Here is a 13,866-nt window from a genome sequence, read left to right on the forward strand (position 1 = left end):
ACCGCACGCATGTTAATGCTGCGGCGCAACAGGGATTGGCCATGCTCTATACGCTTTACGAGGCCGGCTACTACGCGACGACGCCCCTGCGGTATGCCGCGCGGGCGACGCGGGATTTCTGGAGCTCGCCGCTCAATCCGGCCGCCGACACCGAGTTCGGCCGCAGCCTCTACGCCGGCGCCGACCTGCTCGCCAACCTGACCCGGCGCTATGGCAAGCCCGCCTGGGGCATCGACAGCGTCGAGATCGAGGGCCAGCCGGTCCGCGTCCGCCCGACCGAGGTCTGGTCCAGCCCCTGGGTCAAGCTCACCCACTTCACCCGCGACATGGCCGACATGCGCAAGGCGGGCCGCCGCGAGCTGGAGCCGGCGGTGCTGATCGTCGCGCCCCTGTCGGGCCACTACGCCACCCTGCTGCGCGGCACGGTGCAGGCCTTCCTGCAGGATCACGAGGTGTTCATCACCGAATGGTCGAACGCCCGCGACGTGCCGGTGATGGAAGGCCGCTTCGACTTCCACGACTACATCGACCACGTCCGCGAGTGCCTGCGCCAGCTCGGGCCCCGGCCGCACGTGGTCGCCGTGTGCCAGCCGGGACCGCCGGTGCTGGCCGCCGCCAGCCTGATGGCCGAGGACAACGAGGAATGCCGGCCGGCGACCATGACCTTCATGGGCTCGCCGATCGACGCCCGGCTGTCGCCGACCGTCACCAACAAGCTGGCGGAGGAGAAGCCCTTCGCCTGGTTCCAGTCGAACATGGTCTACAACGTGCCCGCCCCCTATCCGGGCGTCGGGCGGCGCGTCTATCCGGGCTTCGTCCAGCTCGCCAGTTTCATGTCCATGAACCTCGAGAAGCACCAGGAAGCGCACCGCCGCTACCTGCAGCAGCTGATGGACGGCGACGGCGACAGCGCCGAGGCGCACCTGGCCTTTTATGACGAGTACCTTTCGGTCCTCGACCTCTCGGAGGAGTTCTACCTCCAGACCGTCGACGTGGTGTTCCAGCGCTACCTGCTGCCGAAGGGCGAGCTCTTCCACCGGGGGCGGCTTGTGAACCCCGGCATGATCAAGGACATCGGCCTGCTCACCGTCGAGGGCGAGAACGACGACATCTCCGGCATCGGCCAGACGCAGGCCGCGCACGACCTCTGCACCGGCCTGCCCCCGGAGCTGAAGGAAGACTATGTCCAGCCGAAGGTCGGCCACTACGGCGTGTTCAACGGCAAGCGGTTCCGCGAGGAGATCTATCCGAAGGTCCGCGCCTTCATCGCCCGCGCCGAGACCGGTTTCGGCAGGCAGCGCCGGGCCGCCTGACCGTCGCCGAACCTTCACCCGCGCGGGGGTCGATTCCCGGCCGGGATGCACTAGATTCTCCGGCACATGAGTCTCTTCGGCCGAGCCCTCTCGGACGGTGACCGGCTGGAGGTGGCCGGCGCGACCGTCACCCTGAAAGTCAACCGCCGCGCCCGCCGGGTGTCGCTCCGGCTCGACCGGACGCGCCGCCAGATCGTGGCCACGGCGCCGTCGCTGCGCCGCCTCCCCGAAGCCGCCGCCTTCGCGCGCGAGCGGGCGACCTGGATCGCCGAGCGGATCGCCGAGCTGCCGGCAACCGCGCCGCTCTCGCCCGGCATGGTGATCGAGGTGTTCGGCGAGCCCGTGCGCCTGGAGACGGCGACGGGCCGGGCGCGCTGGCACGAGGCGTCCGGCGGGGAGCCGCACCGCATCGCCGCCATGGGCGACGGCGAGGGCTATGCCCGCGCCGTGATCCTGCTGATCCGCAAGCGGGCGCTGGCCGTGTTCACCGAGCGCACCGCCCACTATGCGGCGCGGCTGGGGGCGCCGGTCCCCAGGGTCAGCCTCCAGGACGCCAAGAGCCGCTGGGGCTCCTGCCGGCCCGGACCGGGCGGGACCGCGGGCCACATCCGCTATTCCTGGCGCCTGGCGCTCGCCCCCTTCGAGGTGGCCGACTATGTGGCCGCCCACGAATGCGCCCACCTCCTGGAGCTGAACCACGGGCCGAGGTTCTGGGCCCATGTGAAGGCGCTGGTGGGCGACGAGCGCCGCCACCGCGCCTGGCTCCGGGCCGAGGGCGCGCGCCTGCACGCCTTCGGGCGGTAGATGCCGACTTCCTCCTCCTCCGGGGAGGCGGCCCGAAGGGCCGGAGGCTAGAACGGCGGATCGTTCGGGCGCGGCTGGCGGTCGAACTCCGAGGGCGGGGGCTCGCGCTCGTCGCCGCCGCCGAAGAAGTCGGTGATGCCGTCGATCACGTCGCCCAGCGGATCGGGCTCGGGGTTCGGGTCGATGACCCCGCCGGGGATCGGCTGGACCTTCAGGCGAGGCAGCGCCGCGGCCATGTAGTCCTTCCAGATGCCCGCCGGCGCGCCGCCGCCGGTCACCCGGCGCATCGGCTTGTTGTCGTCCTTGCCGACCCAGACGGCGGTGACGAAGCCGCCGGTGTAGCCGACGAACCAGGCGTCCCGGTAGTCGCTGGTGGTGCCGGTCTTCCCGGCCAGGTCGAAGCCCGGGACGTTCGCCCGCGTGCCGGTGCCCTGGGTCACCACCTGGCGCATCATCTGGTTCATGTACTGCAGCGCCGGCGTGCCGATGACGGCCTGGCGCGGCGCCTTGTCGACGCCGTGGTCGTAGAGCACCCGGCCCGACGCCGTGCGGATCCGCTCGATGCCGTAGCCCCGGGCCAGGAAGCCGCCGTTGGCGAAGGGGGCGTAGGCCTGGGCCATCTCCAGCGGGCTGACCTCGACGGCGCCCAGCGCCATGGAAGGATCGAGCTGGATCGGCGAGGTGACGCCCAGCCGGCGCGCCGTCGCCGCCACGTTGGAGGTGCCGACCTCGTTGGCGAGCCGTGCGGCCACCGTGTTGACCGACTGCTCCAGCGCCTTGGCCAGGGTGATCGGGCCCAGGTACTCGCCGGTGTAGTTGCGCGGCTGCCAGTTGCCGATGGTGACCGGCTCGTCGACCACCGGCGTGGCGGGCGTCCGGCCGCTCTCCATGGCGGTCAGGTAGACGAAGGGCTTGAAGGCCGAGCCGGCCTGTCGCCGGGCGGCGGTGGCCCGGTCGAACTGGCTCTGCAGATAGTTCACCCCGCCCGCGTAGGCCCGGACCCGGCCCTCGCCGTCGATGGAGACGAGCGCCGCCTGCTCCACGCCCTGGCCCTTGGCCGCCGCCACACCGGCCTGGATCGCCTGTTCGGCCGAGGCCTGCAACGGCAGGTCGAGGGTGGTCTCGACGACGAGGTCCTCGGTGGGCTCGCCGACCAGGCTGCGGACCTGATCGTCCACCCAGTCGGTGAAGTACTGCGCCCGCTGATTGGCCAGCACCGGGTTCACGCGGACCTTGGTGCGGAAGGCCTCTTCCCGCTCCGCCGGCGTGATGAAGTTGTTGCGGACCATCTCATCGAGCACGACGGTTGCCCGCCGCGCGGCGCGGTCGGTGGCGGCCACCGGCGAGTAGCGGGACGGTCCCTTCATCATCCCCGCCAGCAGGGCGCTTTCGCCCAGTGTGAGCTGCGAGGCGGGCTTGCCGAAGTAGCGCTGGGACGCGGCCTCGATGCCATAGGCCCCGGCGCCGAAATAGACCCGGTTCAGATAGAGCTCGAGAATCTGCTTCTTGGAGAACCTGGCCTCCAGCCAGACGGCGAGGATCAGCTCCTGCGCCTTGCGGCGGTAGTTCTGGCTGGGCGTCAGGAAGAGGTTGCGGGCGAGCTGCTGGGTGATCGTCGAGCCGCCGCGCAGGGCCCGCTCTCGCGCTTCATATTGTAGAGCTGCGAGCGGACGATGCCCCAGGGGTTGAAACCGAAGTGGTAGTAGTACCAGCGGTCCTCGATGGCGATGAACGCCTCGGGCACGTGGTCGGGAAGCGCGTCCAGGTCGACCGGCGGCGCGTACTGGCTGCCGCGCACGGCGACGAGCGCGCCGGAGCGGTCGAGGTAGCTGACCGAAGGCTGGCGCTGGACGTCATAGAGCTTCGAGGTGTCGGGCAGGTCGACCGCGAAGACCGCGAAGAAGGCCACCACGAAGATCAGCCCCCAGACGCCCAGCACGAGCGTCCAGTAGATCAGGGACTGCAGGGGCGATCGCCTGGGCTTGGGCGGCTGCGGTCCGCGACCGCCCGATCCCGGCGACTGCGCGTTGGCCATGTCGTCGTCCTAATAGAAGAGAAGCCCCCGGCCGGGCGCTCCTTATCACCGCCACCCAAGGCCAAACAACGTTGACGAGACATGAACGGCCGTCCCTCCCGTCCATGGGCAGGGGCCGAACGGGCGAAGCCCGGGACGGGCGGGGAGCCACGATCTCGCTCCGAACGCGGGTTTCGGAACCCCACCCCGCTCGCCTTCGGCGGGTTTGACGGTCTGAAGCGGCGCCGTTTCAAGACCCCCGAGCTCTGCATCCACGCATAACGGCGTTGCGAAAAAAGCGGTTGCCGCCGATCTTAACACTGTTATCTTAGCGATGCTTAGTTCGTTGTGCGCCCTGGGTGGGGATACCCGAGGCGATCCCCGCGGTGGACCAAAGCCGGCGCCTTAGAGCAGGGGCGCCGATTTCTCCCCGAAACGCTGGAGGGCTCTCGTGAAGCTCCAATTCCTCGCGGCCTGCGCCGCCCTGACCACCCTCGCCGCCGGCTCGGCCTTCGCCGCCGAACCCGTCACCGCCAAGCTGCAGTCGCCGGTCGCCGAGAAGACCAAGTTCATCGCCGGCGGCGCCATGTTCGTCTGTGAAGGCGACGCCTGCGTGGCCCAGGCCCCGACGTCCCAGACCTTCTCAGGCGCGGCCTGCAAGACCATCGCCGGCAAGGTCGGCCCCGTGGCCGCCTTCTCGGGCCGCAAGTCGCTCGACGACGCGCGCCTCGCCGACTGCAACGCCCAGGCCTTCGCCAAGGCCGGCCAGCAACAGCTCGCCAAGCAGTAAGGCCACCGATCTCCCAGCGGCTCTGTTGTCGAGCTTCTGACACCTGAGGGCGCCGGCCTTGAGCCGGCGCCCTTTTTTCTTGGGCGGCTAGACGATCACCCAGTCGGTGCCGAGCGCGGCGGGCGAAATCCCGTCCAGGCGGGTGATCAGGAACGGCCAGTCGCCGCCGTCGGCTTGGTCGCGGTCGAAATAGACCTCGGTGCCGCCTCCGGCGCCCGCGCGGGCCTCCAGGATCCCGTCCGGGTATTCGTCGAACAGCGCCGAAAGATCGATGCGGTCGGCGGCCGGATCGAAGTCGGTCACGTGGCCGGCGTTCCAGGGCAGCTTCGGGAACTCGAAATGGTCCCCGCCGCCGGCGCCGGTCAGCCGGTCCTTGCCCTGGCTGGCGACCAGGGTGTCGGCGCCCTCGCCGCCTGTCAGGACCGAGCCCGGTCCCGGGGAGACGATCACCTGGCCCTTGTCGCCGGTCCCGATGCCGCCGGACGACGGGGGGGCGTCGCCCGCAAGCTTGGCCCAGGTCAGGCCGGCCGGGGCCACGCCATCGAGGGTGGTGATGTGGAACGGCCATTCCCCGCCGTCGAGCTGGTCGGGGTCGAAATAGAGCTTCGTGCCGCCGGCGCCGTCGGGATCGAAGCGCATGCGGCCGTCCGCCACAGGATCGTCGCCGCTGTAGCCCGCCGCCGAGAAGATCCTCGACAGGTCCAGCCGGTCGGTCCCGACCATGAAATCGGTGATGTGGCCGGCGCTCCACGGCAGGGCCGCGAAGGCGAAGCTGTCGTGGCCCGCGCCGCCGGTGAGCACGTCGGCGCCCTGGCTGGCGTTCAGCGTATCGTCGCCGGCGCCCGCGGTGACCGTCGAGCCCGGGCCGGGCGACCCATAGACCCGGCCCTCCTCGTTGGAGGAGGGGCGGCGGGGCGGCGTCGAAGGTGAAGGTGACGGTCGCCGCGGCTTCGTCGCCGTCGGCGTCGGCGGCGAAGTAGGTGAACCGGTCGACGGAGCCCTCGGACGCGTCCGCCCGGGCCGTGTAGGTGAAGACGCCGGTCGGCGAGACGGTCAGCTCGCCGAACCGCCCCTGCAGGCTGAAGCGCCCGTCGGCGTCGGCGGTGTCGTCGACCACGGTCCGTTCAGCGTTAGCGATGCGGCTGATCCGGCCAAAGCCGTCGGCCCCGAAGCTGTCGGGCGATCCGTCGGTCACCAGATTGCCGGTCTTCGAGGATCCGGCTGCGACGGTCGCGGTATCGTTGCTGAGCCGGACGCCCTCGTCGTCGCGGATCTGCAGCACCAGGTTGGACTGTGCGGTGTCCCCGTCCCGGTCGGTGAGGGTCACGTCGAAGGTGACGATATCGCCGTACCGCTGCTGTGAATAAGGTTGGCTCTGGTGGGCGCCGGTGAGCTGGAAGCCGACCGTCACCTCGCCCGTGGCCGCATCATAGGCGGTCACGGACAGGCGGCCGTAGGGCAGCGACACGCCGCCGGCGGTGAAGACACCGTCGCGAACCGCCTGGTAGCCGCCGATGAAGAGGTCGTCGACGCCGTCGTCGGCGCGGATGCTGAAGGTCCAGCTGCTGGCGGTCTGCGCCTGTCCCGGCTGGCTGCCCTGGGGCAGGCCGGCTTCGGCGGCGTAAAGATGTCCGCCGGGCGGCGTCGGCAGGCTGATGACGGGTGCGGCGCCGGACATCTCAGCGATCCCCCGGCGGTGGCCCCGGCGCAAGCGCCGGACAAAGCGAAATTGGACATCGGAAGCCCCAGAAAAGCGACCGCGCCCCGACGGCGCGGCATGCAAGTGGTTCCGCGCGACCACACGGCACCCGCACGTCAACAGGCTCCCGCGCCGGCTTGTTCCTAGGGCTCCGCTTCCTTTCTCGAAAAATTTCCGCAGGTTGCCGCCAGGCTTCGGCCGCGGACCCTCAGGCGCCAACGCGGCGGCAGGTAAGGCCCATTCGGTCGCCCCCCTTGGTTGCGGCGCCGAACATCGCGTGATACTAGGCGCGCGGCTTTGGGCCGGGCGTCATACCGACTGCTCGGGCCGAAGCGCTTTTCTCTAGCGCTTTCAAGCCTTTAGGTCGCGGATGGCTCAACCGCCGCGACTCTCTAAAACGCACCGGGCGGATATTAAGTGGCGGACGATTCCCAAGCTTCGAACGTGGGTGGCAGATATGCCCAGGCCCTGTTCGATCTCGCGAAAGACCAGAACCAGGTGGCGGCCGTCGAGGCCGACCTGAAGTCGCTGAAGGCCGCGCTGGCCGACAGCCGGGACCTGCAGATCCTCTTGAACTCCCCGGCGTTCGACGCCGAGGCGAAACGCCGGGGCCTGACCGCCATCGGGGCCCAGGCGAAGTTCAACGCCACCACCCAGAAGTTCCTGGGCCTGCTCGCGGTCAACGGCCGCGCCAGCGCCCTCTCCGCCGTGATCGCGGCCTTCGAGCGGCTCTCCGCCGAAGCGCGCGGCGCGGTGTCCGCCCAGGTGACCACGGCCGTCCCGCTGAGCGCCGCCCAGGCCCAGGGCGTCGCCCAGGCCCTGCGCCAGGCGCTCGGCAAGGACCCCGAAATCGAAACCCGCGTCGACCCCGCCATCCTCGGCGGGATCAAGGTGCGGGTCGGCTCCCGACTGTTCGACGCTTCGCTGAAGTCGAAGCTCGATTCCCTGAAATTCGCCCTCAAGAGAGCGTAAGACTATGGACATCCGCGCCGCCGAAATCTCGGCCATCCTCAAGAGCCAGATCGCCAACTTCGGCGAGGAAGCCGACGTTTCCGACGTGGGTTCGGTGCTGTCGGTCGGCGACGGCATCGCCCGCGTCTACGGCCTGGACAATGTCCAGGCCGGCGAGATGGTGGAATTCCCGTCCGCCGGCGTGAAGGGCATGGCCCTGAACCTCGAGCGCGACAACGTCGGCGTCGTGATCTTCGGCGAAGACCGCGCCATCTCGGAAGGCGACGAAGTCCGCCGTCTGGGCGAGATCGTGGACGTTCCGGTCGGCAAGGGCCTGCTGGGCCGCGTCGTGAACCCGCTGGGCGAGCCGATCGACGGCAAGGGCCCGATCCAGAACGTGGCCGAGCGCCGCCGCGTGGACGTGAAGGCCCCGGGCATCATTCCGCGGAAGTCGGTGCACGAGCCGGTGCAGACCGGCCTGAAGGCCATCGACACCCTGATCCCGGTCGGCCGCGGCCAGCGCGAGTTGATCATCGGCGACCGCCAGACCGGCAAGACCGCCGTCGCGATCGACACCATCCTGAACCAGAAGGCGATCAACGCCGGCGGCGACGAGAGCCAGAAGCTCTACTGCATCTACGTGGCCATCGGTCAGAAGCGCTCGACCGTCGCCCAGATCGTGAAGACCCTCGAGGAGCGCGGCGCGCTCGACTACACGATCGTGGTCTCGGCCACGGCGTCCGAGCCGGCCCCGCTGCAGTTCCTGGCCCCGTTCTCGGGCTGCGCCATGGGCGAGTGGTTCCGCGACAACGGCATGCACGCCGTCATCATCTATGACGACCTTTCCAAGCAGGCCGTCGCCTACCGCCAGATGTCGCTGCTGCTGCGCCGTCCGCCGGGCCGTGAAGCCTATCCGGGCGACGTCTTCTATCTGCACTCGCGCCTGCTGGAGCGCGCCGCGAAGCTGAACGAGGACAACGGCCTCGGCTCGCTCACCGCCCTGCCGATCATCGAGACCCAGGCGAACGACGTGTCGGCCTACATCCCGACGAACGTGATCTCGATCACCGACGGCCAGATCTTCCTCGAGACCGACCTGTTCTTCCAGGGCATCCGCCCCGCCGTGAACGTCGGCATCTCGGTGTCGCGCGTGGGCTCCTCGGCCCAGATCAAGGCGATGAAGACCGCGGCCGGCCCGATCAAGGGCGAGCTCGCCCAATACCGGGAAATGGCCGCCTTCGCGAAGTTCGGCTCCGACCTCGACGTGGCGACCCAGCGCCAGCTGGCCCGCGGCGAACGCCTGACCGAGCTCCTCAAGCAGCCCCAGTACTCGCCGCTGTCGGTGGAAGAGCAGGTCGTCAGCGTCTACGCCGGCACCCGCGGCTACCTCGACAAGGTGCCGACCGCCGACGTCGGCCGCTTCGAGGCCGAGCTGCTGGCGCACATGCACGCCAAGCACCAGGGCCTGCTGGACACCATCCGCACCAAGAAGGACCTCGGTCCGGTGGAAGCTGAGCTCAAGGAAGTCCTCGGCGCCTTCGCCGGGTCCTTCGCGTAAGAGCTGGCTGAGCGGAGAAAGTAGCCAGGAATGGCCAGCCTCAAGGAGATGCGCAATCGGATCGGAAGCGTGAAAGCCACGCAGAAGATCACGAAGGCGATGCAGATGGTCGCGGCGGCCAAGCTGCGGAAGGCGCAGGACGCCGCCCAGAACGCCCGGCCCTACGCCGAGCGGATGGCGGCGGTGATCGCCAACCTGGCGTCCGGCGTGTCCGGCGACGGCGCGCCGAAGCTGCTCGTCGGCACCGGCTCCGACCGCCGCCACCTTGTGGTGGTGGCGACCTCGGACCGCGGCCTGGCCGGCGGCTTCAATTCCTCCATCGTGCGCGCCGCGCGCGAGCGGATCTCGTCCCTGCTGGCCGAGGGCAAGGACGTGCGCGTCCTGACCATCGGCCGCAAGGCCCGCGACCAGCTCCGCCGCTTCTACGGCGACCGCTCGGTGGGCGCCTTCGAAGCCGGCGGCAACCCGTCGCTGACGGTCGCCGAAGAGGTCTCGGCCAAGATCCGCGAATTGTTCGAGGCGGGCGAGGTGGACGTGGTCTCCCTGGTCTTCAGCCGCTTCAAGAGCGTGGTCAGCCAGACCCCGACCGTGACCCGGCTGATCCCGGCCGAAGTCGCCGCCGGCGGCGAGGCGGTGGACCTGAAGGGCGCCGCCTACGAGTACGAGCCCGACGAGGCCGCGATTCTCGAGGAGCTGCTGCCGCGCAACATCACCACCCAGCTGTTCTCCGCCATGCTGGAGAACCAGGCTGGCTTCTTCGCCGCCCAGATGACGGCGATGGACAACGCCACCCGCAACGCCGGCGACATGATCGCCAGCCTCACCCTGCAGTACAACCGCTCACGCCAGGCGCAGATCACCAAGGAGCTGATCGAGATCATCTCCGGCGCCGAAGCTATCTGATCGAAAAAGAGCTGACCCATGTCTGAAGCCGCTCCGAAGAAGCCCGCCGCCCGCAAGGCCCCCGCCAAGGCCGCCGCCCCGAAGGGCGCCGCGGTCCAATCCGCCGCGTCCAAGGCCGCCGCGACCGGACGGATCGTCCAGGTCATCGGCGCCGTCGTCGACGTCGCGTTCGAGGGTCACCTGCCGGCGATCATGAACGCCCTGGAGACCACCAACACCGATCAGCGGACCGGCCAGCCGTTCCGCCTGGTGCTCGAGGTGGCCCAGCACCTGGGCGAGAACACCGTCCGCACCATCGCCATGGACACCACCGAGGGCCTGACCCGCGGTCAGCCGGTCACCGACACCGGCTCCTCGATCAGCGTTCCGGTCGGCCCGGGCACGCTCGGCCGCATCATGAACGTCATCGGCGAGCCGATCGACGAGGCCGGCCCGATCCAGACCACCGAGTACTCGCCGATCCACCGCGAGGCCCCGAGCTTCGCGGAGCAGTCGACCTCGGCCGAAGTACTGGTCACGGGCATCAAGGTCATCGACCTGATGTGCCCCTACACCAAGGGCGGCAAGATCGGCCTGTTCGGCGGCGCCGGCGTCGGCAAGACCGTGACGATGCAGGAGCTGATCAACAACATCGCCAAGGCCTACGGCGGTTACTCCGTGCTGGCCGGCGTGGGCGAGCGGACCCGCGAAGGGAACGACCTCTACCACGAGATGATCGAGTCCAACGTGAACGTGGACCCGAAGAAGAACAACGGCTCCACCGAAGGCTCCAAGTGCGCCCTCGTGTACGGCCAGATGAACGAGCCGCCGGGCGCCCGCGCCCGCGTCGCCCTGACCGGCCTGACCCAGGCCGAGTACTTCCGCGACGTGGAAGGCAAGGACGTGCTGCTGTTCGTTGATAACATCTTCCGCTTCACCCAGGCCGGCGCGGAAGTGTCGGCGCTGCTGGGCCGCATCCCCTCGGCCGTGGGCTATCAGCCCACCCTGGCCACCGAGATGGGCAACCTGCAGGAGCGGATCACCTCGACCAACAAGGGCTCGATCACCTCGGTGCAGGCCATCTACGTGCCCGCCGACGACCTGACCGACCCGGCGCCCGCCACCTCCTTCGCCCACCTGGACGCGACGACCGTGCTCAGCCGCGACATCGCCGCCCAGGCCATCTTCCCGGCCGTGGACCCGCTGGACTCGACCTCGCGGATCATGGACCCGCTGGTGATCGGCGAAGAGCACTACCAGGTCGCCCGCCGCACCCAGGAGATCCTGCAGCAGTACAAGGCGCTGAAGGACATCATCGCCATCCTGGGCATGGATGAGCTCTCGGAAGAGGACAAGCTGACGGTCGCCCGCGCCCGGAAGATCCAGCGCTTCCTGTCGCAGCCGTTCCACGTGGCCGAGCAGTTCACCAACACGCCCGGCGCCTTCGTCGAGCTGAAGGACACCATCCGCTCGTTCAAGGCCATCTGCGACGGCGAGTACGACCACCTGCCGGAAGCCGCCTTCTACATGGTCGGCCCGATCGAGGAAGCGGTGGCCAAGGCCGAGAAGCTGGCCGCGGAAGCCTAAGGGACCATGGCCGAAAAGCTCCACTTCTCACTTGTCTCCCCGCAGCGCGAACTGTTCTCGGGGCTGGTGGACCAGGTCGACGCGCCTGGCGCCGAAGGCGACTTCGGCGTGCTCGCCAACCACGCGCCGTTCATGACGGCGCTGCGGGAGGGCCAGCTTCGCGTGCACAACAACGGCCAGGTCACGGTGTACGACATCCGCGGCGGATTCGCCGACGTGACGCCCGAAGGCCTGACCGTGCTCGCCGAGCACGCCACCGAGGCCGTCTAACGGGCACGTGATCGCCCGACGAATTGTGGGCGCCGTGGGGCCTTGCCTCCGGCGCCCTCTGTCGGTTTGATGCCGCGCTGAAAAGTCAGGGGAACGTCCATGCGTAATGCCTTCGCCAGCTTGATCCTCGCCGCCGGGCTCGCGACCGCGGCCCACGCCCAGACGCCGGCCGACCAGCCTGCGGCCCAGCCGCCCGCGCCCGGCGCGCCGGCTCCGGAAGCTCAGCCGGCCGCGCCCGCCGCCGCCCCGGCCCCTGCCGCGGCGCCCGCCGCCGAAGCGCCGCCGCCTCCGCCGCCGCTGCCGACCACCGGCGACGCCGCCGAGGTCCTCTCGGTGCTGGACAACATCTGCGTCCCGGCCGTCCGCGGCCAGAAGCTGGACGACCTCGCCAAGGCGCATGGCTTCAAGATGAACCGCCGCGACCAGACCTGGACGAAGGCGCTGGGCGGTCAGAAGAACTATTCGGTGATCCTGTTCCCGCAGGGCTCCAACAAGGACGTCTGCTTCGCCGAGCTGCGCTACGGCGCCGGCGCCGCCGACGAGATCGCCAAGGGCCTGAACGTGTGGGCGTTCACTCGCCAGCCGCCGCTGGACCCGACGGCCAACTACACCCAGCCGGTGGACCCCGACGGCCTGAAGCGCGTGCGCCGCTCGTGGGAAAACCTGTCGTCGGGCCAGTCGATCGGCCTGAACTTCTCGACCGTGCGCAAGCCGGACGACACCCAGGTCAACGGCCGCTACGACATGGGCACCCTGCAGTACCAGGAGCGTAAGCTCTAAGGGGCTCGCTCCGAGCCGCAACGATCAGCGCCGGGGACGACCCCGGCGCTTTTCTTTGCCCGCGGGGACGACCCCGCGACAGACGACGGAGGCCGCACATGGCCTGGGTCATCCTCTTCATCGCGGGACTTTTCGAGATCGGCTGGGCCATCGGGCTCAAGTACACGGACGGCTTCACGAAGCTCTGGCCCACCGTGCTCACCGGGATCAGCCTGGTGCTGAGCATGGCGCTGCTGGGCCTGGCGGTCCGCAACCTGCCGATCGGCACGGCCTATGCGGTGTGGACCGGCATCGGCGCGGTCGGCACGGCGATCCTCGGCATGGTGATCTTCCGCGAGCCGGTGACCGCCATGCGGCTGGTCTGCCTGGCGCTGATCGTGGCCGGCATCCTGGGGCTGAAGCTGTTCAGCCCGAACGACGGCGCCTAGTTCCGCCCTACGCCGCGGCGCGGGCCTCGTCGGCCAGCCAGCGCAGGACGAGGTCGGCGACCGTCTCATAGCCCGGCTCGCCCAGCAGCCAGTGGCTCATCCCCGGCATCTCCTGGTAGGCGGCGCCAAGTCGGTCCGCCGTCAGCCGCACCGTGGCCGGCGGATGGACGAGGTCGTGTGCGCCGGCCACGGCCAGCGCCGGCACGCCCAGCGGGCCTGCGCCGACGCTGGTGGTCATGAACGGGTCGAGCCACCAGGTGACGGTCTCGCGCAGGGCGCGGGCGCTCTCGGGCCTGAGACGGGTCAGGATCGGCCGCTTCCCGCCCTTCGGCATGCGGCTCAGGCTGTAGCGGTTCATCAGGCCGAGATCCGGTTCGACCGCGCCGGCCGAGAACGGCCCCAGCATCTGGATGCCGAAGGCGGTGGCGGCCTCCTCGAAGGTGGATCCCGCCACGCCCCAGGGCGCCGAGGGGGCGAGCAGCACGAGCGCGCGCGGGCGGAACCGCCGCGCCGCGAGCTGGGCCACCAGACCGCCCATGGAGTGGCCGATCAGGATCGGCGGTTCTGGATAGCTGGCGCACAGGGCGGCGATGTCCTGAGCGTAGTCGGTCATGGAGACGCCCACGACGCCGGCCCGGTCGTCGGGCGCATGGCCGCGCAGGTCGGGCGCCACCACAGTGTGCCCGGCCGCCTCGAACGGCGCGCGGAAGCGCTCGAAGGCCCAGCCGCCGCAGAAGGCGCCATGGACCATGACGATCGTGCTCATCGTCCCCTCATCCCGACAGCACGC

General features: G+C 69.7%; 13 protein-coding genes and 2 pseudogenes. 11 read left to right on the forward strand and 4 right to left on the reverse strand.

Translation table 11 applies throughout. The features are described 5' to 3' along the window. Positions 1–41: 41 nt before the first annotated feature. Complete coding sequence (locus tag LRS04_RS08610) at positions 42–1,313, forward strand: polyhydroxyalkanoate depolymerase (RefSeq protein WP_257816000.1); 1,272 nt, start codon at positions 42–44, stop codon at positions 1,311–1,313. A gap of 66 nt (positions 1,314–1,379) precedes the next feature. Beyond that, the gene (locus LRS04_RS08615; protein ID WP_257816001.1) at positions 1,380–2,117 is read left to right on the forward strand and encodes a M48 family metallopeptidase; all 738 of its coding nucleotides are present in this window, start codon (positions 1,380–1,382) and stop codon (positions 2,115–2,117) included. A gap of 47 nt (positions 2,118–2,164) precedes the next feature. On the opposite strand, the pseudogene LRS04_RS08620 reads toward LRS04_RS08615, so the two are convergent. Then, a pseudogene (locus LRS04_RS08620) lies at positions 2,165–4,152 on the reverse strand (transglycosylase domain-containing protein). A gap of 430 nt (positions 4,153–4,582) precedes the next feature. On the opposite strand from LRS04_RS08620, the gene LRS04_RS08625 reads away from it, so the two are divergent. Beyond that, on the forward strand, positions 4,583–4,921 hold the full coding sequence (locus LRS04_RS08625; RefSeq protein WP_257816002.1) for a hypothetical protein: 339 nt from the start codon (positions 4,583–4,585) through the stop codon (positions 4,919–4,921). An 87-nt stretch (positions 4,922–5,008) separates the two neighbouring features. On the opposite strand, the gene LRS04_RS08630 is transcribed toward LRS04_RS08625, so the two are convergent. Together LRS04_RS08630 and LRS04_RS08635 are read right to left on the reverse strand one after the other, a co-directional pair. Next, entirely contained in the window at positions 5,009–5,644 is a 636-nt protein-coding gene (locus LRS04_RS08630; RefSeq protein ID WP_308238309.1) for a hypothetical protein, read from the reverse strand. A gap of 60 nt (positions 5,645–5,704) precedes the next feature. Then, positions 5,705–5,764, reverse strand: a pseudogene (locus tag LRS04_RS08635) (hypothetical protein); the annotation flags it as partial. A gap of 52 nt (positions 5,765–5,816) precedes the next feature. Between LRS04_RS08635 and LRS04_RS08640 the strand changes: the two are divergent. From LRS04_RS08640 to sugE, 8 genes are all read left to right on the forward strand, one after another. After that, positions 5,817–6,284, forward strand: a complete 468-nt coding sequence (locus tag LRS04_RS08640; RefSeq protein ID WP_257816003.1) for a hypothetical protein — start codon at positions 5,817–5,819, stop codon at positions 6,282–6,284. Between the two features lie 753 nt (positions 6,285–7,037). Then, positions 7,038–7,592: a F0F1 ATP synthase subunit delta gene (locus LRS04_RS08645; RefSeq protein ID WP_257816004.1), complete on the forward strand. Its 555-nt coding sequence runs from the start codon at positions 7,038–7,040 to the stop codon at positions 7,590–7,592. Between the two features lie 4 nt (positions 7,593–7,596). After that, positions 7,597–9,129: a F0F1 ATP synthase subunit alpha gene (gene atpA, locus LRS04_RS08650; protein WP_257816005.1), complete on the forward strand. Its 1,533-nt coding sequence runs from the start codon at positions 7,597–7,599 to the stop codon at positions 9,127–9,129. A 30-nt stretch (positions 9,130–9,159) separates the two neighbouring features. Continuing rightward, positions 9,160–10,032 carry a F0F1 ATP synthase subunit gamma gene (locus tag LRS04_RS08655; protein ID WP_257816006.1) on the forward strand — a complete coding sequence of 291 codons (873 nt, stop codon included), beginning with the start codon at positions 9,160–9,162 and terminating at the stop codon, positions 10,030–10,032. A gap of 18 nt (positions 10,033–10,050) precedes the next feature. Next, on the forward strand, positions 10,051–11,598 hold the full coding sequence (gene atpD, locus LRS04_RS08660; RefSeq protein WP_257816007.1) for a F0F1 ATP synthase subunit beta: 1,548 nt from the start codon (positions 10,051–10,053) through the stop codon (positions 11,596–11,598). A 6-nt stretch (positions 11,599–11,604) separates the two neighbouring features. Continuing rightward, positions 11,605–11,868, forward strand: a complete 264-nt coding sequence (locus LRS04_RS08665; protein WP_257816008.1) for an ATP synthase F1 subunit epsilon — start codon at positions 11,605–11,607, stop codon at positions 11,866–11,868. 99 nt (positions 11,869–11,967) lie between these two features. Continuing rightward, positions 11,968–12,648, forward strand: a complete 681-nt coding sequence (locus LRS04_RS08670; protein WP_257816009.1) for a hypothetical protein — start codon at positions 11,968–11,970, stop codon at positions 12,646–12,648. 98 nt (positions 12,649–12,746) lie between these two features. Then, positions 12,747–13,076, forward strand: a complete 330-nt coding sequence (gene sugE / locus LRS04_RS08675) for a quaternary ammonium compound efflux SMR transporter SugE (RefSeq protein WP_257816010.1) — start codon at positions 12,747–12,749, stop codon at positions 13,074–13,076. 7 nt (positions 13,077–13,083) lie between these two features. Here the strand turns inward: sugE and LRS04_RS08680 are convergent, their stop codons facing one another. Then, entirely contained in the window at positions 13,084–13,842 is a 759-nt protein-coding gene (locus tag LRS04_RS08680; RefSeq protein WP_257816011.1) for an alpha/beta hydrolase, read from the reverse strand. Between the last annotated feature and the right edge of the window lie 24 nt (positions 13,843–13,866).

Origin of the sequence: Phenylobacterium sp. J367 (assembly GCF_024699985.1) — a bacterium.
GTDB lineage: Bacteria > Pseudomonadota > Alphaproteobacteria > Caulobacterales > Caulobacteraceae > Phenylobacterium.